Origin of the sequence: Bacillus sp. 220_BSPC (genome assembly GCF_001054655.1) — a bacterium.
Lineage (GTDB): Bacteria > Bacillota > Bacilli > Bacillales > DSM-1321 > Peribacillus > Peribacillus frigoritolerans.
The window spans coordinates 1-22499 of the sequence record NZ_JVPL01000198.1 but is presented as its reverse complement, the minus strand read 5'-3'; the positions used below and the strand labels follow the sequence as shown (position 1 = coordinate 22499).

28 protein-coding genes are annotated in these 22499 nt (G+C 41.6%); 19 read left to right on the top strand and 9 right to left on the bottom strand.

The window, feature by feature from the left end; translation table 11 throughout:
• The 5 genes from ADA55_RS30570 to ADA55_RS15405 form a co-directional block, all read left to right on the top strand.
• On the top strand, positions 1 to 280 hold a 280-nt coding region (locus ADA55_RS30570; protein WP_048882953.1), incomplete at its 5' end, for a hypothetical protein.
• 176 nt (positions 281 to 456) lie between these two features.
• Positions 457 to 1476 carry an AI-2E family transporter gene (locus ADA55_RS15420; RefSeq protein WP_048685492.1) on the top strand — a complete coding sequence of 340 codons (1020 nt, stop codon included), beginning with the start codon at positions 457 to 459 and terminating at the stop codon, positions 1474 to 1476.
• A 338-nt stretch (positions 1477 to 1814) separates the two neighbouring features.
• Positions 1815 to 2636: a basic amino acid ABC transporter substrate-binding protein gene (locus ADA55_RS15415; protein ID WP_034305421.1), complete on the top strand. Its 822-nt coding sequence runs from the start codon at positions 1815 to 1817 to the stop codon at positions 2634 to 2636.
• A gap of 78 nt (positions 2637 to 2714) precedes the next feature.
• Entirely contained in the window at positions 2715 to 3371 is a 657-nt protein-coding gene (locus ADA55_RS15410) for an amino acid ABC transporter permease (RefSeq protein ID WP_048685487.1), read from the top strand.
• Positions 3368 to 4090 (top strand): amino acid ABC transporter ATP-binding protein, encoded by a 723-nt coding sequence (locus tag ADA55_RS15405; RefSeq protein ID WP_048685484.1) that lies wholly within the window; start codon positions 3368 to 3370, stop codon positions 4088 to 4090. The genes ADA55_RS15410 and ADA55_RS15405 overlap by 4 nt, the downstream gene beginning before the upstream one ends.
• A gap of 63 nt (positions 4091 to 4153) precedes the next feature.
• Here ADA55_RS15405 and ADA55_RS15400 read toward each other — a convergent pair whose 3' ends face one another.
• The 3 genes from ADA55_RS15400 to ADA55_RS15390 form a co-directional block, all read right to left on the bottom strand.
• A complete protein-coding gene (locus ADA55_RS15400; protein ID WP_048685483.1) occupies positions 4154 to 4525 on the bottom strand; it encodes a hypothetical protein in 372 nt (123 codons plus the stop codon).
• A gap of 162 nt (positions 4526 to 4687) precedes the next feature.
• On the bottom strand, positions 4688 to 5569 hold the full coding sequence (cidR, locus tag ADA55_RS15395; RefSeq protein ID WP_048685477.1) for a cidABC operon transcriptional activator CidR: 882 nt from the start codon (positions 5567 to 5569) through the stop codon (positions 4688 to 4690).
• 160 nt (positions 5570 to 5729) lie between these two features.
• On the bottom strand, positions 5730 to 6155 hold the full coding sequence (locus ADA55_RS15390) for a universal stress protein (RefSeq protein ID WP_048685474.1): 426 nt from the start codon (positions 6153 to 6155) through the stop codon (positions 5730 to 5732).
• 165 nt (positions 6156 to 6320) lie between these two features.
• Between ADA55_RS15390 and ADA55_RS15385 the strand changes: the two genes are divergently transcribed.
• The 5 genes from ADA55_RS15385 to ADA55_RS15365 all read left to right on the top strand — a co-directional run bounded on the left by ADA55_RS15385 (position 6321) and on the right by ADA55_RS15365 (position 11672).
• Positions 6321 to 6716: a MerR family transcriptional regulator gene (locus ADA55_RS15385; protein ID WP_048685472.1), complete on the top strand. Its 396-nt coding sequence runs from the start codon at positions 6321 to 6323 to the stop codon at positions 6714 to 6716.
• Between the two features lie 73 nt (positions 6717 to 6789).
• The gene (locus ADA55_RS15380) at positions 6790 to 7557 is read left to right on the top strand and encodes a 3-hydroxyacyl-CoA dehydrogenase (protein WP_048685468.1); all 768 of its coding nucleotides are present in this window, start codon (positions 6790 to 6792) and stop codon (positions 7555 to 7557) included.
• A gap of 80 nt (positions 7558 to 7637) precedes the next feature.
• Positions 7638 to 8783, top strand: coding sequence for an acyl-CoA dehydrogenase family protein (locus ADA55_RS15375; protein ID WP_048685466.1), 1146 nt, complete (start codon positions 7638 to 7640; stop codon positions 8781 to 8783).
• A gap of 25 nt (positions 8784 to 8808) precedes the next feature.
• Positions 8809 to 9960 (top strand): thiolase family protein, encoded by a 1152-nt coding sequence (locus tag ADA55_RS15370; RefSeq protein ID WP_048685462.1) that lies wholly within the window; start codon positions 8809 to 8811, stop codon positions 9958 to 9960.
• A gap of 131 nt (positions 9961 to 10091) precedes the next feature.
• Positions 10092 to 11672, top strand: coding sequence for a fatty acid--CoA ligase (locus ADA55_RS15365; protein WP_048685460.1), 1581 nt, complete (start codon positions 10092 to 10094; stop codon positions 11670 to 11672).
• Positions 11673 to 12026: 354 nt separating this feature from the next.
• Here ADA55_RS15365 and ADA55_RS15360 read toward each other — a convergent pair whose 3' ends face one another.
• From ADA55_RS15360 to ADA55_RS15355, 3 genes are all read right to left on the bottom strand, one after another.
• The gene (locus tag ADA55_RS15360; RefSeq protein ID WP_034306455.1) at positions 12027 to 12209 is read right to left on the bottom strand and encodes a YfhD family protein; all 183 of its coding nucleotides are present in this window, start codon (positions 12207 to 12209) and stop codon (positions 12027 to 12029) included.
• Positions 12210 to 12315: 106 nt separating this feature from the next.
• Positions 12316 to 12438, bottom strand: coding sequence for a YfhE family protein (locus ADA55_RS28550; protein WP_081088510.1), 123 nt, complete (start codon positions 12436 to 12438; stop codon positions 12316 to 12318).
• Positions 12439 to 12490: 52 nt separating this feature from the next.
• Positions 12491 to 13411 (bottom strand): TIGR01777 family oxidoreductase, encoded by a 921-nt coding sequence (locus tag ADA55_RS15355; RefSeq protein ID WP_048685501.1) that lies wholly within the window; start codon positions 13409 to 13411, stop codon positions 12491 to 12493.
• A 126-nt stretch (positions 13412 to 13537) separates the two neighbouring features.
• Here ADA55_RS15355 and recX point away from each other — a divergent pair, with 126 nt between their 5' ends.
• Complete coding sequence (gene recX / locus ADA55_RS15350; protein ID WP_048685457.1) at positions 13538 to 14335, top strand: recombination regulator RecX; 798 nt, start codon at positions 13538 to 13540, stop codon at positions 14333 to 14335.
• 75 nt (positions 14336 to 14410) lie between these two features.
• Positions 14411 to 14722 carry a YfhH family protein gene (locus ADA55_RS15345; protein ID WP_034305394.1) on the top strand — a complete coding sequence of 104 codons (312 nt, stop codon included), beginning with the start codon at positions 14411 to 14413 and terminating at the stop codon, positions 14720 to 14722.
• A gap of 41 nt (positions 14723 to 14763) precedes the next feature.
• Here ADA55_RS15345 and ADA55_RS15340 read toward each other — a convergent pair whose 3' ends face one another.
• Positions 14764 to 14919, bottom strand: coding sequence for a small, acid-soluble spore protein K (locus tag ADA55_RS15340; protein ID WP_034305387.1), 156 nt, complete (start codon positions 14917 to 14919; stop codon positions 14764 to 14766).
• 113 nt (positions 14920 to 15032) lie between these two features.
• Between ADA55_RS15340 and ADA55_RS15335 the strand changes: the two genes are divergently transcribed.
• Positions 15033 to 15299, top strand: a complete 267-nt coding sequence (locus tag ADA55_RS15335; protein ID WP_034305384.1) for a YfhJ family protein — start codon at positions 15033 to 15035, stop codon at positions 15297 to 15299.
• Between the two features lie 49 nt (positions 15300 to 15348).
• Here ADA55_RS15335 and ADA55_RS15330 read toward each other — a convergent pair whose 3' ends face one another.
• A complete protein-coding gene (locus ADA55_RS15330) occupies positions 15349 to 16326 on the bottom strand; it encodes a metal-dependent hydrolase (RefSeq protein ID WP_048685454.1) in 978 nt (325 codons plus the stop codon).
• A gap of 208 nt (positions 16327 to 16534) precedes the next feature.
• Between ADA55_RS15330 and mutY the strand changes: the two genes are divergently transcribed.
• Positions 16535 to 17653: an A/G-specific adenine glycosylase gene (mutY, locus tag ADA55_RS15325; protein WP_048685451.1), complete on the top strand. Its 1119-nt coding sequence runs from the start codon at positions 16535 to 16537 to the stop codon at positions 17651 to 17653.
• A gap of 188 nt (positions 17654 to 17841) precedes the next feature.
• On the opposite strand, the gene ADA55_RS15320 is transcribed toward mutY, so the two are convergent.
• On the bottom strand, positions 17842 to 18066 hold the full coding sequence (locus tag ADA55_RS15320; RefSeq protein WP_034305377.1) for a hypothetical protein: 225 nt from the start codon (positions 18064 to 18066) through the stop codon (positions 17842 to 17844).
• Positions 18067 to 18132: 66 nt separating this feature from the next.
• Between ADA55_RS15320 and fabL the strand changes: the two genes are divergently transcribed.
• From fabL to ADA55_RS15295, 5 genes are all read left to right on the top strand, one after another.
• Entirely contained in the window at positions 18133 to 18882 is a 750-nt protein-coding gene (gene fabL / locus ADA55_RS15315) for an enoyl-[acyl-carrier-protein] reductase FabL (protein WP_048685448.1), read from the top strand.
• Between the two features lie 81 nt (positions 18883 to 18963).
• The gene (locus ADA55_RS15310; protein WP_048685445.1) at positions 18964 to 19242 is read left to right on the top strand and encodes a gamma-type small acid-soluble spore protein; all 279 of its coding nucleotides are present in this window, start codon (positions 18964 to 18966) and stop codon (positions 19240 to 19242) included.
• Between the two features lie 160 nt (positions 19243 to 19402).
• Complete coding sequence (locus tag ADA55_RS15305; protein ID WP_048685443.1) at positions 19403 to 19657, top strand: YgaB family protein; 255 nt, start codon at positions 19403 to 19405, stop codon at positions 19655 to 19657.
• A gap of 233 nt (positions 19658 to 19890) precedes the next feature.
• On the top strand, positions 19891 to 20421 hold the full coding sequence (locus tag ADA55_RS15300) for a nucleoside tri-diphosphate phosphatase (RefSeq protein WP_048685440.1): 531 nt from the start codon (positions 19891 to 19893) through the stop codon (positions 20419 to 20421).
• A 237-nt stretch (positions 20422 to 20658) separates the two neighbouring features.
• Positions 20659 to 22407, top strand: a complete 1749-nt coding sequence (locus ADA55_RS15295) for an ABC transporter ATP-binding protein (protein ID WP_034305364.1) — start codon at positions 20659 to 20661, stop codon at positions 22405 to 22407.
• The last annotated feature ends 92 nt before the right edge of the window (positions 22408 to 22499 follow it).

Here is a 22499-nt window from a genome sequence, read left to right as displayed (position 1 = left end):
CAACACCTTCAACTCCATAGGTATGGTTCTATTTAAATTTTATACAGAGTTGATTGGAGCAAAAGGTACGAGAATCCTGCTTAGAAAAGCGCGTCTAGGGGAGACACCGCAGGCGCAAGCCGAGGAGGCTCCGCGACCGCCCGCGGAAAGCGAGTGCCTGGAGCGGAAATCAACGTCCAAATTGTACAAACCAATAAAAAATCGTATTTTCAGTGAGTTGTCCAAGGTCTGGCATCTACCGATTTGGCAAATGTTTTTTTCATGCAGGAAATGGCTGTGAAAGTAATGGTCGAATTTCCGAAAAAGGTCTTAACTACGTCTGCATCAGGGGCCTTACTGATCATTCAAATAATTTTGTTGTCAATGGAAGGTAATTGTAGTAGAATCCTTCAATTCCGTGTAAAATGAAAGGTAATAGGAATTATCACGGCAGAATGGTAGTTAGGAGATAAGTAAGTGGTAAAAGATTATTTGCAAAGCGAAGGTTTTTCAAGGTTAATTACATTAATTGTGTTAGTTCTCTTTTTAATAAGCATCGGCAGTATGGTTAATATCGTGTTATTCACATTTGTTTTCACTTTCCTGATGGGAAGGCTGGAGCAATTTATCATGATTCGGCTGAATAAAGTAATGCATATCAACTCCAAGGTTGTTATAAGCTTTTTATATGCAGTCGTCATTTCTTGTTTAGCCATCGTTCTTTATAAATACCTACCGGTCATTACGTTACAATTCACGGAATTAGTGACACAGATCGTTTTCTTCTTTCAACATCCACCAGATAGCAGGGTCATTCAATATGCCATTAATATAATGAACGAGCTGCGATCGCCGCTCGATCTTCAAACACAGATGAATACACTCTATCTTTATATATCCGATTTCGGTAAACTGGCATTTCAAATTTTCATTTCCATGTTGCTTAGTCTATTTTTCTTATTGGAAAAAGATAAAATCATTCGTTTCACTTCTAAATTCAAGCGGGCCAAATTTAAATCTTTCTTTATAAACTTAAGCCACTTTGGCGTCAAATTCATCAATTCATTCGGAAAGGTAATTGAGGTCCAGTTCTTGATAGCCATTACGAATGCTGTCCTATCCGTAACTTTCTTATGGATTCTTGGCTTCCCGCAGTTACTTGGTCTAGGAATCATGATTTTCTTCCTTGGTTTGATTCCGGTTGCAGGGGTCATCATCTCCCTCATCCCGCTTAGCATGATTGCCTATAGCATCGGCGGCATGCCCAAAGTGATTGCCGTATTAATCATGATTGTTGTGATCCATGCAATTGAAAGCTATATTTTAAATCCGAAATTCATGTCGGCAAAAACGAATCTTCCAACATTTTTCACCTTCATCATCCTATTGTTTTCCGAGCATTTCCTTGGGATATGGGGATTGATCATCGGAATACCGATATTCATCTTCCTGTTGGATATGTTGGATATTGAAGAGGGGAATACGGAAGTCCCATAATAATCATTTAAGCAGCAGCCGCTAATATGGCCGCTGCTTATTTTTGTTCCATTAAATCTTTTGAATGGTGGCACTATCTGTTTTCAATATAATATCCATTAATTCGAGTGAAGGGGAGAAAGTGGCCTCTTTCCCCATTAGAGCACAGTTGCGTTTTTAATTTACCGAGTTAATTGATTAAAATTTTATTTTACTAAAGTTATTTATCGACTTTTTATTGCATAAAAAAACAAATAAACGTATAATATTCTTAAAAGAATATACTGAAAGTTCTCTAAAGTTAGATTTATCTGTTTTTTTCAAAAAAGAGAGTTTACGAGAGAGAAGAGGGGATTATTTTGAAAAAGGTTTCTTTTTTAGTGTTTGCCATGGTTGCTTCCTTGTTACTAGTCATGACAGGATGCGGGAAGGATAAGGAAGTCTCGACAACTGGTAAAGAAGAAGAGTCCAATGGGAAAACACTCAGGATCGTGACTGACGCCAACTATGCTCCATTTGAATATCTTGAAGGCGATAAGATTGTAGGATTCGATGTTGATTTCATCAATGCCGTTGCAAAAGAAGCGGGATATGAAGTTAAATTGGAAAGTGTCGGTTGGGATCCGATTTTTGTTGAAATCGAAGGTAAGAGAGCGGATGTCGCCATATCTGCGATTACAGTGAATGACGAAAGAAAACAATCTTATGACTTCTCGGTTCCGTATTTCTTATCCACAAACAAAATTCTCGTTCCTGAGGATAGTGATATAAAATCTGGAGATGAATTGAAAGGAAACGTCATTGCCGTTCAGACCGGTACAACTGGACAGGAAGCGGTAGAGAAACTCCTTGGAAAGAATCACAAGGATATCAAAAAATTCGAAAATAATAACCTGGCCATTCAGGAATTACTGAAAGGCGGAGCATCGGCTGTCGTAGCTGATAATACAGTTGTTGAAGAATATGTGAAAAATAACCCCGATCAAAAACTGAAAGTCGTTGAAGACAGCAAAAGTTTCAATGAGGAGTTTTATGGTCTTATGTTCCCAAAAGGCAGTGAATTGAAATCGGAGTTCGATAAAGCCGTGAATGCCATTTATGAAAATGGGAAATATGCAGAAATTTATAAAGAGTGGTTTGGTACTGACCCAGATATTGAAACGTTGAAAGCACAACAATAAAACAAATGGATAGTAAAAGATTGCGTAACTTTACGTGTGAAGTTACGCAGTTTTTTTGGTCTTTAGGAGGGGAACGAAATGAGTTTTCGCTGGGATATTATTTTTGAATATGCTCCTTTCTTATTAAAAGGGACATTGCTTACTATTGGGCTTTCGGTTTCCTCCATCCTGATCGGAACCTTTTTGGGGTTATTGATCGGTTTAGGGAAAATCATGAGAAACAAAGTGCTTGCCCTTCCTTTTTACGGATATGTCACGGTTTTTCGCGGAACACCGCTTTTAGTTCAAATCTTTTTAATCCATTTTGGAATCGTGCCCTTTTTTACCGGGGAAACGAATGCAGTAACCGCCGGTGTCATTGCTTTATCGTTAAATGCAGCCGCGTATATCGCAGAAATTTTCCGGGCGGGCATTCAATCCATCGATAAAGGGCAAATGGAAGGGGCGCGTTCATTGGGGATGACCCATGCCCAAACAATGATACATGTTGTATTGCCTCAAGCTTTCAAACGAATGATTCCTCCGTTAGGAAATGAATTCATCGTATTATTGAAGGATTCATCCCTGCTTTGTGTCATTGCTGCCCCGGAATTAATGTATTGGGGGAAAGCGATGGGGAGTCAGTACTTTAAAGTGTGGGAGCCATACTTGGCTTGTGCCTTCATTTATCTATTCCTGACCCTCATTTTAAGTTTCGTATTAAATAGACTCGAAAGAAGGTTGAAAACAGAATGATAAAGGTGGAGAATCTAAAGAAGTCATTTGGCGAAAATGATGTATTGAAAAATATCAATGCAATCGTTTCCCCTCGGGAAGTAGTCGTGGTAATTGGTCCTTCTGGATCGGGTAAATCCACTTTTCTCAGATGCATCAATCAACTTGAAACGATAACGGGAGGCCATATTTTCATTGAAGGGCTTGATACGACAGACAAGAAGGTCAATATCAATAAAGTCCGGACGGAAGTTGGCATGGTATTTCAGCATTTTAACTTATTTCCACATAAGACTGTTCTTGAGAATATAATGCTGGCACCGATAAAGGTCCGCAAGATATCCAAAGAACAGGCATCCCAAAGAGGGATGGAACTGCTTAAGAAAGTCGGACTTGCAGAGAAAGCGAACGCATATCCGGATTCATTATCAGGGGGACAAAAGCAACGCGTCGCAATTGCAAGGGCGTTGGCGATGGAACCCAAAATCATGCTATTCGACGAGCCCACTTCCGCCCTGGATCCGGAAATGGTCGGTGAAGTCCTTGAGGTCATGAAGCAACTGGCTAAGGAAGGCATGACCATGGTAGTTGTGACCCATGAGATGGGGTTTGCAAAAGAAGTTGGAGATCGCGTGATTTTCATGGACGAAGGTTATATTATCGAAGAAAATATTCCTAGTGAGATTTTTAATAATCCCCAGCAGGAAAGAACTAAAGCCTTTTTGAGTAAAGTGCTTTAATTACACGTAAAGAAAAAAACCTTCCATTATGGGAGGTTTTTTTTCGGGGCATATCAGGGGGCTTCATTTGATGCATGAAGCGCCTAAAAGCGATTCAGGGCTTTTACCGAGCACAAGCATACTGATTTTGGCATATCCAATATTTTTACTTTGGGAGAAGGTCTGAAGTAATACCTGGATATTCGGATCATCCTTTAACTTTTGAACTTCCTCTATATATAATTCGATAATGGAGGGCATAACGAATTCAGGGGTGTATTCGTTAGGGTTTTCATCCATGATTAATGTGCCCATAAATTGATATTTAAATTGAAGAGCCCGTGTTAAGGCAACGACATGGAGCAGTTTATTAAATAGTTCGGGGTATGAATATTTAATTTTCTCCAGAGCTGCTTCTGATGCCTGTAACTCATCGACATTAGATAAAGTGATCATGAATATCTCCTTTTTAGAACATATGGAATCCATCAGCATTCAACGTGCTTTTTACTAATACTAGTCTACCCCCGCCGTAACGGATTGTAAAATGGTTAGATGTTATCATGTGCATAACCCAAATCTATGATAGTGCTTACATCAATCATGCTGGATGATCCACTACTTATGGGACAATGCTTCCCTAGTATATTTCAGCCATTCTTTTGCAGCGTATGAAAGGTAATGGTCCTTACTCCATATGAATCCTAAATTCCAACTAATGGAGGGGTTTCTAACCTTGATTGTCTTTATGCGTTCATCATGGCGGCATAAGCTTTCCGGTAATAGAGCAACGCCAAGTTTACAGTAAACCATTTCCTCAATAAAATCCCAGCGTGAGCTTTCAGTAACGATATGTGGAGAAAAACCAGCTTCATTACAGGATGAAATGATGAGGTCTCGAAGGACGTAATCTTTATTGAATAAGATGAAAGATTCATTTTCCAAGTCGGCCAAATCAATTTCTTTCCCACAAGCATGGGGATGGGAGGGATGAACTATCAAGTTGATGTCTTCTTCCAAAAAAGCAAAATGGTGAAAAAGCGTGTTGTTGGTTGGCAGGACTATTACGCCTATATCGATTAAATCATTTTGGACGGATTCTTCTATTTTCTTTGAACCATCCTCTACTAATTGAAAGGTGATATTGGGATAGTCCTGGTGAAAACGGCTAAGAATTCGGGGGAAGAAAGAAGCCTCGATGATCGGCGGCAGCCCGATGCGTATATGTCCCTTTTTTAAACCTAATAAATTGTCCATTTCCGTTTCTAAATTGTGAAAGGCCTTATCGATCAATTTTGCCTGCTCTAAGACAACCCTCCCTGCATCGGTCAAGATCAGTTGCTTGCGTGAACGATCAAAAAGCTCAACACCTAGCTCGGTTTCCAGGTTTTTGATCATCTTGCTGATGGTCGGCTGGGTAATGAATAAATGATCGGCAGCCCGAGTGAAGCTATTGAAATTGGCAACCTCTATAAAGTATTGCAAATGTTTAATATCCATTGCGTCACCTGTTATCCTCGTTTGAAATTAGTTTCATTTTACCCGTAAACGGAAGTGTTTGTAAAACATGATAAGTTTGGAGTTCATGAACGCATAAATAAGCTGGATTCCAAAGGGGAACCCAGCTTATGAAATGGGCTGGCCATATCTGCCGTGAATTTTATTTGACCAACAAGACAGGAACTGGAGAATGTTGAACGATATAGTGGCTCACGCTGCCCAGGAATTCCTTGAAGCCGCTCAATCCGCGGCTGCCCATGATAATAAGGTCACAATTCTCGGATTTTGCATGTTCCAATAAAGTCGTGATGGCTGAACCTTCTACGACAAATGTTTGGGATGCATTCGGGATTTCGGATAAAAGCGCTTCCGCTTTTTTAATCACTTCCTTGCCATACTTAAGCATGGATTCTTCAATTTCCTGAAAAGCATTGCCATATATATTTGGCTTGATTGGCAGTGTAACAGCGTGAAGCACCTGGATTTCGATAGCGGGATCCAGCTTCGCTAATTCAATCGCTTTTTCTAAAGACTTAAGTGCCAATTCAGATTCATCATAAGCAACTAATATTTTTGAACATAGCATTGATCGATCATTCCCTTCTATAAAAGCATATACCCATAGTATATCAATATAAATCTTTCATGCAGTTTCATATATTATAAATTTTGTGAATATTTCATTGAAGTTTACGTTAACGTTAATGTTAAAATAAAGGTAAATAATCCCTTTGCAAAGTGTGGTTTTAACATGTACACCATTTCTGAGTTAGCAAAAGAATTCGGATTGACGACAAGGACACTCCGTTATTATGAGGAACTGGGTATGCTTAGGCCAATGCGTACCGAAACGGGAAAAAGAGTTTATGGAAAGAAAGAATATGCACAGCTCAAAATCATAATGCGCGGTAAGAAGTATGGTTTTTCGTTAGTGGAAATAAAGGATATAGTCCTTTTATTCGATAAGGATAGGACAGGCATTAAGCAATTGGAAAAAACGATTGAAACTGCAGGACAGAAGTTAAACGAACTTAATGAACGAATTAAAGAGCTGAATGGGTTGAAGCAGGATTTTGAACAGGTAATCAAAAGCTTTACCGAAACCCTTCATGAGTTGAAAATGAACGATAAAACAGGTAAGCGGTGAAATTAATCTTGAAAATAGGTTTTGATGATAGTGAAAGATGAATATATATTCTAGAAACAGATGGGGTGAGAATTTGGAAATTCAAGAAACCATTGCAGTTGTGACAGGCGGTGCTTCAGGTCTGGGAGCGGCGACAGTAAGAAACATCATTAAAAAAGGTGGAAAAGCGGTCATATTTGACCTCTCGGAGGAAAATGGCGCTAAAATGGCTCAGGAGTTGGGAGATTCGGTCCTGTTTATTAAAACGGATGTAACTAGTGAAGATAGCGTATCGGTAGCATTGGATGAAGGAATAAAAAAATTCGGTAGCATCAATACTGTCATCAACTGTGCAGGCATTGCCATTGCAGAGAAGGTCATAGGCAGGAAAGGCATACATGAATTGAAAGCGTTCTCAAAAGTCGTGCAAATCAATTTGGTCGGTACATTTAATGTAATCCGGCTTGCAGCGGAAAAAATGGTCGAAAATGAACCGAATCAAGAGGGGGAGCGAGGAGTCATCATCAATACAGCTTCGGTCGCAGCCTTTGAAGGACAAATCGGACAAGCCGCATATAGTGCCTCAAAGGGAGGGATTGTCGGCATGACTCTGCCAATCGCGAGGGAGCTTGCCATCAAAGGGATACGTGTCGTATCGATTGCACCGGGTCTATTCCATACACCGATGTTCGATTCATTACCTGAAGAAGCCAGGACGTCATTAGGGAAAACCGTGCCATTCCCATCAAGGCTCGGGTATCCAGAAGAGTACGCTAAACTAACGGAAAGCATCATAACGAATCCAATGCTGAATGGGGAAACCATCAGACTGGATGGGGCCATTAGAATGTCACCAAGGTAAGTTGTCAATCCCTTCAGGGCAAACCATTGTAAATCTAGAAAAAGAGCCTCCGACAAAGGAATGGAGAGGAGATAAAACAGATGAAGCATCCATACCTAAGTGAAGAACATGAAATTTTCCGTATGTCCTTCCGAAAGTTTTTAGAGAAAGAAGCAGTTCCCCACTATGAACGATGGGAAGAAGAGAGGATCATTCCCCGGTCTTTTTGGGTGAAAATGGGGGAACAGGGTTTTCTATGTCCGGACCTTGAAGAAGATTATGGGGGTTCCGGGGTAGATTGGGGCTTTGCCGTTATAATTAATGAAGAATTGGAAAGAGTTGGTTCTGGGTTCATTGGTTTCGGACTTCACAGTGACATCACGGTACCGTATATTTCCGCCTACGGAAATGAGTCGCAGAAACAGCGCTGGCTTCCTAAATGCACGACAGGGGAAATCATTACAGCCATTGCCATGACAGAGCCTGGTACAGGTTCGGATTTGGCCAATATTAAAACGACTGCCATTTTGGATGGAGATCATTACATATTAAATGGTCAAAAGACATTCATCACAAATGGCATTCATTCGGATTTGATCATTGTTGCCTGTAAAACGGATCCCAGCGCCGTTCCGAAACATAAAGGCGTTAGCTTAGTCGTGGTCGAAAGGGATACACCCGGGTTTTCCAGGGGGAGGAAACTGAAGAAACTTGGCTTGCACAGTCAGGATACAGCAGAACTCATCTTCGAGGATTGCCGTGTTCCAAAGGAAAACCTGCTTGGTGAAGAAGGCAAGGGGTTTATTTATTTAATGGAAAAACTGCAGCAGGAACGCCTTGTGGTGGCAATTTGTGCTCAAACAGCGTCTGAGGATATGCTGGCCGATACGATTGAGTATGTGAAGGGCAGGGAAGCGTTCGGAAAATCTGTAAGTCAGTTTCAAAATACTCAATTCAAAATCGCGGAAATGGCCACGGAGATTAAAATGGGGCGTGCCTTCCTAGATCAATTGATCACCAAACATATGGCTGGTGAACAGGTTGTATCGGAAGTTTCGATGGCGAAATGGCGTTTGACGGAGACTGCCAGAAAAATATCCATTGAATGCATGCAGCTCCATGGCGGCTATGGATATATGGAGGAATACAAAATTGCCAGAAGGTATCGGGATGTTCCGGTAGCAAGCATCTATGCCGGCACAAATGAAATCATGAAGAAAATCATCGCTAAGAATCTGGGCCTATAATAAAGATCAGAAGGGGAGAGAGTATATGCGGGAAGTGGTTATCGTTGAAGGAATTCGCACGCCGGTAGGCAGAAGGAACGGTGTCTTGAAAGATGTTCGCCCTGATGACCTGGCAGGGGAAGTATTGAAGAAGCTGATTGAAAAGGCGGGCATCGAACCTGCCATTGTCGATGATGTCATTTTAGGTTGTGTTTCACAGTCGGGCGAACAGGCTGGTGATATAGCAAGGGTTGCCGCACTGATAGCTGGATTTCCGATTGAAGTGCCGGGAACTACGATTGACCGTCAATGCGGATCAAGTCAGCAGGCAGTCCATTTTGCTTCCCAGGCCATCCTGTCGGGTGATATGGATGTGGTAGTGGCAGGCGGAGTGGAAAACATGTCACGAGTTCCCATGGGGTCAAATCTTCAAGGTGCTGTAACAAGCCAAAAGTATATGGACCTTTACGAGGTGATCAACCAAGGTTTATCAGCTGAAAGAATCGCAGATAAGTGGGGAATAACACGTGAAGATTGTGATCGGTTTTCCGTTGAAAGTCATGCCAAGGCAATACGTGCTCAAAAAGAAGGACATTTTAACCGTGAAATGATATCAGTAACGGGTACTGATAAAGAAGGAAATCAAATCGAAGTTACGGAAGATCAAGGCCCAAGGAGCGGAACTACGCTTGAAGTGCTGGCTGGATTGAAACCGGCATTTCAAGAAGGCGGTTTAATCCATGCAGGGAACTCTAGTCAGATCAGTGACGGTGCTGCCGCTTTATTATTGATGGAACGCAGTAAAGCAGAAGAACTTGGATTGAAACCGCGCTTTAAAGTGCATACACGGGTTGTTGTCGGTTCAGATCCCACCCTGATGCTAACGGGACCGATTCCCGCCACCCAAAAAGCTTTGGAAAAAGCGGGTCTTACAATTGATGATATCGATATCTTTGAAGTGAACGAGGCTTTCGCTCCTGTACCGATTGCCTGGCTAAAAGAAACGGGGGCAGACCCCAAGAAGCTGAATCCAAATGGCGGGGCGATTGCATTGGGGCATCCTCTTGGCGGCAGCGGGGCCCGATTGATGGTGTCCATGATCCATGAATTAGAAAGGACGGGCGGCCGTTATGGGCTGCAAACAATGTGTGAAGGCCACGGCATGGCGAATGCCACCATCATTGAAAGAATGGACTGAAGCTGGACTATCCATTTATGAATATTCGTAATTCGCACGAAAGTAAAAGCTGAAAAAGGGATGAAGTCGACCATCGGCAGGCTTTGCTGAATTCTTCCTGTTGATGGTGGTTACTTGAGGAGGAGAATGATTTGTCAGTAACGGTTAAAAATATCTTTGATCAGACGGTTCAGAAATTCCCCATTAAAGAAGCTATCTACGACGTGAGAAGAAATATCCGCTATACGTACATCCAATGGAATGAACAGGTGAATAGGTTGGCGGCGGCCCTTCAAGCGGAAGGGGTGCGAAAAGGGGACAGGGTATCTACATACCTTTACAACAATGAAGAGCTTGCAACAGCGTTCTTTGCCTGTGCAAAAATCGGTGCAATCTTTAATCCGATCAACTTCCGTTTAATGCCGGAAGAGTTGGCCTTCATCTTGAAGGACGCTGCTCCAAAGGTCGTTCTATTCGAACGAGAATTGGAAACGAACGTTGCCGCGGTTGAAAAGCGATTTCCGGAAATGGCCTTCTGGTATATTGATGACGATGTGCCTGGGTATGCCAAAGGTTACCGCCAAAAATTGGCCAGTATCTCCTCAAAGCCAGATGAAGTGGAAGTTCACGAAGATGACATTTATGCCATCATGTATACGAGCGGAACAACCGGACGTCCCAAAGGGGTCATTCACCTTCATAAAGACATGGTCAAACAAACCGAGATTTTAATAGAGGCCATGAAGTATGAACGCTCTGATATCGGTTTGATTACTGCACCGATGTTTCATTGTGCTGAATTGCACTGCTCTTTTTTACCTCGTGTACAGGTCGGTGCAGCTAATGTCATATTACATCAGTTTCATCCCCAAAAGGTCATGGAACTGATTGAATCCGAGGGGGTCACCAAGTTTTTTGCTGCACCTACGATGTGGAACATGCTCATTCAGGAAAAATTGGAGGAGTATAAATTCCAGAGCTTGAAGTTAGGGCTTTATGGAGCAGCCCCGATGGCTCCATCCCTTGTACGTGCCTGTCAGGAGAAACTCGGCATCCAGTTCATCCAAGCCTATGGAATGACTGAAATGGGGCCGGCCATAACTCTCCTATTGGAGGAAGATCAAATTAGGAAAGCGGGTTCTGCCGGCAAGGCATGTTCCGAACATGAAATCATCATTGCCCGTCCGAATGACGAAGGGCCATCCGATCCCGAGGATATGCTGGAACCTGGGGAAACAGGGGAAATCCTTGTAAAGGGTCCGTGTATCATGCAGGGTTACTTTCAAAAAGATAGAGAGACCGAAAAGGCGCTTTACAAAGGCTGGTACCATTCCGGTGACATCGGTTTCCTAGATGAAGATGGATATCTGTGGGTCAAGGACCGTGTGGACGACATGATTATTTCTGGAGGGGAAAATATTTATCCGCGTGAAGTGGAAGATACACTATATGAGCATCAAGGAGTTCTCGACTGTGCGGTACTTGGTCAGCCAGATGATCAATGGGGGGAAACGGTAACTGCATTCATCGTAGCCAAAGACCCAATGCTTGCCGAAAGCGATTTAGAAACTTGGTGTAAGAACAGTAATAGTTTGGCGAACTATAAACGTCCAAGGAGATATATCTTCTGTAATGAGCTGCCTCGGAATGCAAGTGGGAAGATACAAAAGTTCTTGCTTCGTAAACAGTTGGAAGAAAATGTTGATGGCAAAGGTTTGGGGAACCTTCTTTAAATGCCGGGGGCAGCAGCCATGCAATACCAAGTTAGGGGTGGAATTTAGAATTTCTGGAAACAGATATGGATGAATTATTTTATAAATAATAATCTTATGGAACAAATGAAGGAGAGAGAATAGTTATCCACAACGAAAATGCAGCGTGATTAGCCCAATCTCTCCTTTATCCACATAATCCACAGGGTTATCCAGAAATAACATTATTTTCATGTTGATAAGGTGGGTTATTGGACTTGTTTTTTGTCAGTATTTTCAGAATATATCCACAATATACACAGGGTTGTGGATAAGCTATGTAAATAAAGAGAACCAAGGGGCTGATTTATAGCCCCTTGAGTTGGTTTATTCTGCTTATCGGCGATTATGAGCACGGCGGTCAGCCGCATTTGCACGGGCTTGTGCCTCGATATCTTCCTGATCAGCCAGTTCGGAAGAATATTCAACGTCAAGTCCGTCACTTTTCAGGTTTTTGGGAACCTGAGGAAGTTTCTGTTTGTTCTTATCTCGATTATGGTGTATGTTATTTCGTCCCATGTTATCGCCCCCTGGAATATAGAATAAGCTGGAGATGAATTCACTTCATCTCCAGCTTATTTTGTGTTGAGTGGCTGTTCAAAATGTAAGGGAAAAAACTCCAAACCTAACGACGGGATTTCTTCTCGGTATATCCACCAGCTCGATCTGCTTTTTTAAATTCGCGGGCATAAAGAATCGCTTGTGTACTAGTTAAGTTACTTTTTTCTTTATCGTGTTTTTTGAGCAATTAGATCATCTCCATTCACTTAATATCCCTATTTTTTCCTAAAATGACCCTTTCATACGTGGGAATCTTCTTTTAAGATATTTTGTAAGGCTTCTTTAAGGGTTGGAAAGGAGAAGGTGAATCCTTCCTCTTTAAGTTTAGTGGGAAGGACATTTTGCCCTTCAAGTACAAGGATGCTCATTTCCCCCAACAATTTCTTGAGGAAGAAGGGGGGGACAGTTATCCAATGGGGCCGGTGCAGGACAGTTCCTATCGTTTTTCCGAATGTATCCATCTGAACGGGGTTCGGTGCCGTAAAATTGACTGGACCTTCTATCCTAGCATCATTCATGCAAAAGATGATTGCACGGACCGCGTCATGGATATGAATCCAGGAAAGCCACTGATTCCCTTTGCCAATCTTTCCTCCGCCAAATAGTTTATAGGGGAAGGCCATCATTGGCAGGGCTCCGTCTTTTTCTCCAAGAATCACCCCGAATCTTGTAAAGATCAACCTTTTACTGTAAGAGCGTGATTTAGCCGCTTCCTTTTCCCATAGTTGAACAGTACGGGCCAAGAAATCATCACCAATGGATTCAGAGGTTTCGGTAAAGGTCTCATCGTCCGAAATACCATAATATCCGATTGCACTTGCATTAATGATGACGGACACTTTAGAGGGCAGTATGGAAATGATCCGGTTCATCTCTTTGGAAGCCTCGATCCTGCTTTCGACAATCCGGCGCTTTCGTTCAGGTGTCCAACGGCCGCTGTTCAGAGATTCACCAGCAAGGTTAATGAACACATCGAGCCCCTCCAAGTGCATTTCCGGCGTTGCCTCCTTGGTCAACCAGCCGATATATGTCAAATTAGTCTGTTTTTTAAATTTTTCGGGATGACGGGTCAAAATATATATATCATGATTCTCTTTTGATAATTCATCAATTAGGGCTGTGCCGACAAAACCGCTTCCACCAGCAATGGCTATTTTCATGAAAACCACTTCCTTTCCCTGTCTTTCCTTCACTTTAACATGCCCATGTTCTTTTTTCATTTTTAGGCATGCTATATATAGAAATGGTAAACGTAAAGGGGTAAAGTAGGTGTGGGGGGTGGATTTATGCCAAACATAACAAAAATAACAACCCAAAAGAAACGTAAAGATCGTTATAACATCTTCGTCGACGAAAAATATGCCTTCAGTGTAGACGAAGAAGTGCTATTGAAATTTCAGTTGAAAAAGGGTATGGAACTTGATGACCTGCTTTTGGCCGAAATACAATTCCATGATGAAATCCAAAAAGCATTTACCGATGCACTTAATTATTTATCATACCGGATGCGCTCGGAATCGGAAATTCGCCTTTATTTAAAAAAGAAGGAAACGGAAGAGCCGATCATTAAGGAAGCGATACATAAACTATACAGTTTTAACTATTTAGACGACCTTGAATTTTCCAAGGCTTACGTGCGGACCCATGTGAATGGAGGGAATAAAGGGCCCACTACCCTTAAGCTTGAGCTTAAGGAAAAGGGGGTGCAAGATAAGTTGATTGTCGAGGCATTGAAGGAATACCCTTATGATATTCAAATTGAACATGCAAGGAATCTGGCTGGAAAAGCGGTCAAAAAGGAAAAAAACATTTCCGAACGAGCTTTAAGGCTGAAGGTTGAACAAACCTTGTTACGGAAAGGTTTCCCAAGAGATGTCATCCATGAAGCACTTGAAGATGTGACGGTTGAAAAGGATGAGGATGAACAATGGGATTCCCTTTGCCACCATGCCGAAAAAATGCAACGCCGATATAAAAACCATGAAGGCTTCGAATATGAACAAAAAATGAAGCAGGCATTATACCGAAAAGGTTTTCCAATAGAATTGATTGAGCGTTATCTTTCCAATCCTGATGGTGATTAAGTGCATCAATAGCCAAATCACAAAATTTTGTTTAATATAGAAGTAATTTAATAATTCATTTGAGGAGTCATATATATGAGCGACGTAAGATACAGCAAGCTGTCTGCCTATGAACTACAACAGGAAATCGCAGCGTTGACTGAAAAAGCGAGAAAAGCAGAGCAATTGGGAATGGTTAATGAATATTCAGTATTGGAACGAAAAGTGACGATGGCCAAGGCCTATTTGTTAAATCCTGATGATTTCAAAAAAGGTGAAATATATCAAATTGACGGAGATCCCGGTGTCTATTTCAAAATTGATTATATGAACGGCGTATTCGCTTGGGGTTACCGCTTGGGCGGTAGCGGTAAGGAAGAAGCACTCCCGATTTCAATGCTGAAATAAAAAGGAACCGGGGAAGTACCCGGTTCCTTCTGATGTACCTTTTAATTAGATCGCTCGTTTGAAGCTTTCATTCTTTCTTGAGGGTGTGTATTAATACTTCCATCTGCACGCTTTGAAGCATATCTTGCCTTTGCACGGGGCTCGCCTTGGAATTTGTTATTGTTTTGGTTGGGGAATCCTTTTTGTTTATTTCGCAAATTTTTTCTCCTCCAAGCATCAGATTAAGAAAGAAGCGTTTCCGCTTACAACTAGTATGGGTATGGGACAGTATAGTTCATTCTGTAAAAATATTGGCAATGAGGTGGTTCTAATGAATGATTACCATGAAAGATTAACCAAGATACTGCTTGAGAAAAATGAACACATCACGTATGAGCAAGCTTTGACTTGGGTGGAATTATTATGGGAAGATTTCGAAGCGACCTATGCAAAGGCTGGGCATGAATATGCCGGTGAAGAAATGACATCGCGCGTTGTAAGGACCTGGATTGATAACTACGGTGAGCAATTCCACGAATTCATTGCAAAGAACCCTAAATATCAGCAGTTATTAAATCAGCAGAATCGACTGCATTAAAAAAGCTGATTCCAGAGGAGTTCCCTGGAATCAGCTCTTTTTCAATATACTACAAAATAATATTCAATTTCTTCTGCAGCTTCGCTTCGCTAAAGATCCAGCCGGTATAAGAATTCAAGATATTCAATTCGCTGTCTAAATGGACCACTGCCACAAACGGGTAATATCCATTGCTGCGATATCTTAGATCGATAAAACGGACTTCGTAATATTCCTTTATCTGTTCGATTTCGAAGCGATAAACCGGAGAAAAGGACAGAAAGGCTGCCAAGTTGATATCCTTCTTGGCGGCTTCGAGAATTTCACTTTCAGGCAAGGGCACTCGATCGAACGTATCAAGAATCTTCACATATCCATTATCGGCTCGTGCCACATAATAATTCTTTTCGGTAATCACCGCAATTTTCCAGCGATGAAAACGCATCGTCGGTGATAAAAGAATTTTCCTTGCTCCAGGAATTTGCTGTTTGACCACTCTTTTTATAAAAGCTTGTTCCCTGAACCTGGAAATGTAATAAATGACGAGTATCCCGTAAATGGAAAGAAATAAATAGCCTGGAGGAAATCCGAAGCCCCATAATATCAGGCCTGCAACATGTATTCCAAAAATGAATGGATCGAATGTATTGATGACCCCTAAAGCTACCCATTTTGACGAAATCGGCCTAAGAGCCTGGGTCCCATAAGCATTGAATATATCCACGAATACGTGAAGGAATACGGCTAAAAAGGTCCAAAGCCAAAGATGAAGGTAATTTGCTTCAGGTATGATGGCGAAAATTGCTCCGCTGATAATCAAGGGCCAAAGTAAAACAGCGGGAATGGAATGCGTGATTCCACGGTGGTTACGTATATATACAGCGTTATTCCTTAATTTTAAAACGGTGTCAATGTCCGGAGCTTGTGATCCCAATATCGTACCTGCTATGACTGCACTTGCAGTAACTGGGCTCTGCGCAATGACGGGATCTAATGTGGCAAGACCTCCAAGAGCAATTCCCATGACAAAGTGAGTACCTGTATCCAAAAAACTAACCTCCTTGCCACAATTTGAAAAAAATGGTCTTCTTTCATCATACCGTATTTATATATTAACCATCAAATGAATATAATTTTGATTTATTTCAAGTGACCCGTTACAAATAAATGGATATGAACATGATATTAAAAAAAGAATGGCCTACTATAGGTATTCCCAATTTTGATTAGAGTGTAACATCTTTGGAGGAACTGATGTGAAAGAAATAACGATCCCGACAATAGAAAAAATAAAAATCGATGAATTTCAAAAGGATTTGGTTTCCTGGTTTCTCGAAGAACAAAGAGAATTGCCATGGAGGGAAAATAAGGACCCTTACCGCGTTTGGGTTTCTGAAATAATGCTGCAGCAAACGAGAGTGGATACGGTGATTCCTTATTTCAACCGGTTCATCGAATGGTTCCCGACACTCGAGGACTTTGCCAATGCAGATGAAGAGAAGGTCCTGAAAGCTTGGGAAGGGCTGGGATATTACTCGCGTGTAAGGAATCTGCATAGTGCCGTTCAGGAAGTGAAGGCATCCTACAATGGGATTGTACCGGATGATCCCGAGGAAATCTCCAAATTGAAAGGTGTCGGCCCATATACTGCCGGTGCGATTCTAAGTATCGCATACGGCAAGCCGGAGCCAGCCGTTGATGGAAACGTCATGCGTGTTTTATCAAGGATATTAATGATATATGAAGACATAGCAAAGCCAAAGACAAGAAAAACATTCGAAGCTGCCGTCAGGAAGCTGATCGATCATGAACATACCTCTGCCTTCAATCAAGCCTTGATGGAACTTGGAGCATTAATCTGCACACCTGGTAAGCCTGCCTGCCTATTATGCCCCGTTCAAAGTCATTGTCTAGCATTTGAAGCAGGGGTTCAGTCGGAATTGCCGGTAAAAATCCAAAAGAAAAAAACAAGGGATGTACCAATTGTAGCTGCAGTTTTAACGAATGAAAAAGGTGAATTTTTAATTCACAAGCGAGCGTCAGAAGGATTGCTAGCTAATCTTTGGGAATATCCGAATTTCGAAAACCATACATCCCTCTTGCATAAGAGGGAATTCTTCGAGAGTCGGTTTAAGGAAATGTATGGCGTCAAACCGGAAATCACTGAATCACTTGTGAGAATTGAACATGTTTTCTCACATCTCGTTTGGAAAGTGGACACGTATATCGGTGTGGTCAAAGAGGACATCGGTGAAGAGACGCTAAAAGAACAGCAACTTAAGTGGGTGAGTGAAGCAGAGATGGAGGAGTTGGCATTTCCGGTCTCCCACCAAAAAATGATGAAGGCGTATAAAGAAAAAGAGTGCATTGAATAAGCTGAGTAATTAGGTTCATTCAATTTTGGGAGTGCGATGAGATGTTCGTTAACATTATTGGGGGACAGCCCTGATTGTGCCATGGCGATAATGCCTTATAATGAAACCGTGATATATGCATAGAAAGAGGATATCCGATAAGATATCCTCTTCCTTTTGTTGATTTTCAAAGCAATATCCGTATAAAATCATTCGTAACTGGTTTTCGTTCCATGAGTATAATCGGCTTCTTGCCTGTTAAGTCCGCCTCTATTTTCAATTTCTTTGACGATTTCGCTATGGATACTCTGTCCTTCTTGGTTTAAATAAGGTACCATTTGTTGAAGGGAGTGATGAAAATAGGCAAGTTCACTATTTTCCCAATCCGATTTTTTCATCATCGACAACTCAGTCATATCACGTCCAACATACATAACAGTAACACTCCTTAAAAAAGATTTTTATTACTCGGTGTTTACTCAGAAAGGATGAATAAACGAATGGAACAAAAAGTGGCACTCGTTACAGGTAGCAGTAAAGGTTTAGGCAGAAGCACGGCAATAAGGCTTGCAGAGGAGGGTTACGACCTCGTTATTAATTATGCCCGGAGCAAGTCGAAAGCATTAGAAGTGGCAGCCGAAATTGAAGCGTTGGGGCGAAAAGCCCTTGTAGTCAAGGCAAATGTCGGTGATGTTGCGAAAGTGAAAAGCATGTTCGAGGAAATCGATGCTTATTATGGACGTTTGGATATCTTCATCAATAATGCGGCCTCAGGCGTGCAGCGTCCATTGATGGAGCTGGAGGAATCCCATTGGAATTGGACCATGGACATCAATACAAAAGCCCTCCTTTTCTGCGCACAGGAAGCGGCGAAATTAATGGAGAGGAACGGCGGGGGGAAAATCGTCAGCATCAGTTCACTAGGGTCCATTCGCTATTTGAAAAATTATACAGCTGTTGGAGTTTCCAAAGCTGCGCTTGAAGCCCTGACAAGATATTTAGCGGTCGAATTGGCTGCTAAAAACATTTGTGTCAATGCCGTTTCAGGCGGTGTGATCGATACGGATGCCCTGAAGTCTTTCCCGAATCGGGATGAAATGCTTGCTGAGGCGGCAGAACAGACTCCCGCTGGACGCATGGTCGAGGTGGAAGATATGGTGAATACCATCCTGTTTTTAATTTCCGATGGGGCCAGGATGATTCGTGGACAAACCGTAATAGTTGATGGAGGCATTTCATTGCTTGTTTAATGTAACTGGAAAAATTTAAATGATTTTTGTTGGATAGCACTCCGGGATAATGGTTATCTTATTATCGTGGAGGTGATATCAATGGCTAAAAACAACATGAATAAATCACAAGCAGGTACTGACGTTCAACAAGTAAGACAACAAAACGCGCAATCTCAGCAAGGCCAAGGCCAATTCGGTACAGAATTTGCTTCTGAAACTAACGTTCAAGAAGTAAGACAACAAAACGCGCAATCTCAACAAAGAAAAGGCCAAGGTCAAGCACAAGGCCAATTCGGTACAGAGTTTGCTTCTGAAACTAACGTTCAAGAAGTGAAACAACAAAACCAAAAATCTCAAAGCAATAAAAACCAAGGCTAATTGCCGATGAAAAGCATCCTTCTTATGAAGGGTGCTTTTTTTTGCCTTCCATTGGATTCGACAAATGTTTCGTCGTGTTTACATTTTATGTCAAAGGAGAAAGCTGATAAAAATAGAATATACATACTATAGAAAAAATACAGATTAGGAAGGTGCATTCATGGAGGAATTTAACCGGCTTATAAACAACCAGTTGAAAACGATGGATAAGCTTTTACTTTTACAATCCGAAATCGAAAGATGCCAAGATATAGAGAAGCAACTCCTTGCCCTTGAAGAGGAGAGTGAAGCGGTGACCATTCAGGAAGAGATTCAACTAAAAAAGCAGGAATTGAAAAGTATCCATGAAATGTTCGAAAAGCAAACGGAAGAAGTCATCCGTTATTTTCAGCAAGGACAGGCAGCCATACGATAAATAACCGGCTAATTTCTTAGATGAAATGGGTGGATGGTCAGACTTTTTCGACTTATTTACACATTTTCACTGGGAGATTAGCCACTTTTGTTTTAAATTTATGAATAAATCGCTATAATATAGGAATATAGGGTAAATGGAAAAAAGTATATATTTTAAATACACACAACAACTGCAAACGGAATAGGGCACAGTACGCTGTCAGGGTGTCTATAGAAAGTAGGGAGAGATAAATGGGGATTGTTCCTGCCGAAGGAGGAAAAATCCAAATCCATAGCTATAAACATAATGGACATATCCATCGTATCTGGGAAGAGACAACCGTTTTAAAAGGGACCCAAAATCTGGTGATAGCAGCGAATGACCGTACTATGGTAACGGAATCAGATGGAAGGACCTGGATTACGAGAGAGCCGGCGATTTGCTATTTTCATTCAAAGTATTGGTTTAATGTTATTGGTATGTTGAGAGAGGACGGGGTTTATTATTATTGCAATATCAGTTCGCCGTTCACATACGATTCGGGAGCATTGAAATACATTGATTATGACCTGGACATTAAAGTATTCCCAGATATGACGTTTAATTTGCTGGATGAGGATGAATATGAAAGGCATCGGAAAGAAATGAATTACCCGGATGCCATCGATTCAATATTGAAACAGAACGTAGACTATTTGATTTATATGATACGCCAGCGAAAAGGACCATTCTCCGCAGAGTTTATTGATAGTTGGTATGAACGTTTTTTAACCTATCGATGATAGAAAAGGCCTGCTGCATAATTGGCAGGCTTTTTCATTGTGTATCGTACCTACATCATCTGATTCAATCTTTCAATACGCAGGAACCATTTAACCTCCTACAAATGTTTATGAAAGTGATCCTTTTGATAGTTAATTACCGAAAAGGAAAATATAATTGAATAGTGCATATAAGATTCCCAATTGACCGTTATGGGCTTTTTTTAGCATTTGTTGATTAAGAAAAGGAGGAATTCCGTGGGGAGCATTAAGAGATATTTGCAATTCGTCAAACCATATAAATGGCAGATAATCGGAACGGTACTGATTGGATTGCTAAAGTTCGCGATTCCGCTTTTGCTTCCATTGCTCAGTAAGTATATAGTGGATGACATCATTGGAAACGGTGATCTGTCCAAAGCCGTGAAGTCCGAACGCCTTATATGGGCGATGGCTATCATGATATTCATTTTTGTTGCAGTTAGACCGCCGATTGAGTATTACAGACAATATTTCGCTCAATGGACCGGAACGAAAATCTTATATGATATTCGTAATGATTTATTTACTCATATACAGAAACTGAGTTTTAAATATTATTCCAATACAAGGGTGGGCGAGGTCATTTCAAGGATGATCACGGACGTGGAACAAACGAAGAACTTTGTCATCACGGGTTTGATGAACCTTTGGCTCGATATCGCAACGATCATCATAGTGATAGTCATCATGTTTACGATGGACGTGAAATTAACCATTGTATCCATCATCATGCTTCCATTTTACGCATTTTCGATTAAGCATTTCTTTGGCAAGCTGAGAACCTATACAAGGATTCGGTCCCAAGCCTTAGCGGATGTACAGAGTCACCTTCATGAACGGGTTTCAGGGATGTCAGTCATCAAAAGCTTCGCGATAGAAGACAGGGAACAGGAATTGTTTGCGAAGCAGAACAAGAATTTCCTCGATAAGGCCCTAAAGCATACGAGCTGGAATGCCAAGTCCTTCGCTGTCGTGAATACGATTACGGATATTGCCCCCTTGCTCGTGATAGGATTTGCCGGTTATCAGGTCATTCATGAACAATTGTCACTGGGTACCATGGTTGCTTTCGTCGGTTTCATTGACCGGCTATATAATCCCCTCAGACGTTTAGTTAACTCTTCGACGACAATGACCCAGACACTGGCGTCCATGGACAGGGTTTTTGAGTTTGTGGATGAGAAGTATGATATCGATGACGAACCAGGGGCGAAAGAGCTGAAGCATGTAGATGGCCGAATAACCTTTCAGGATGTATCGTTTGCTTATGACGAGAAAGAGGCACCCGTTTTGAAACATATAAACTTGGATGTTAAACCAGGGGAGACCATTGCACTTGTCGGTATGAGCGGCGGCGGGAAATCCTCGATCGTCAGTTTGATTTCCCGTTTCTATGATGTAACGGAGGGAAGGGTATTATTGGATGGGACGGATATCCGTAAATATCAAGTCCGCAGCCTAAGAGATAAAATAGGAATGGTTCTACAGGATAATATCTTATTTAGTGAATCGGTTAAGGCCAACATCCTTATGGGACGACCTGATGCAAGTGATGAAGAAGTATTTGAAGCGGCAAAGGCGGCGAATGCCCATGACTTCATCATGGGTCTAAAAGAAGGATATGAAACGAAAGTCGGGGAGCGGGGAGTTAAATTATCCGGTGGCCAAAAGCAACGGGTGGCCATTGCGAGGGTATTTTTGAAAAACCCGCCAATCCTTGTTCTTGACGAAGCCACCTCCGCATTGGATTTGGAAAGTGAACACTTTATCCAGGAGGCGCTGGATATTTTGGCGAAAAACCGGACCACGATCATCGTCGCCCATCGGTTATCAACCATCACCCATGCCGATCGGATCATTCATATCGATAATGGGGAAATTACGGAAATGGGAACACACGAAGAACTTATGAAAAAGCAAGGGAATTACTACAACCTATTTCAAGTACAACAATTGGATTCTTAAGGAATACAAGATAAAAAAGAAGACCATTCCGCTAAAGGAATGGTCTCAGTTTGTAGACAAAAGGGGTTCGGAATTAAAAAATTCTGAACCCC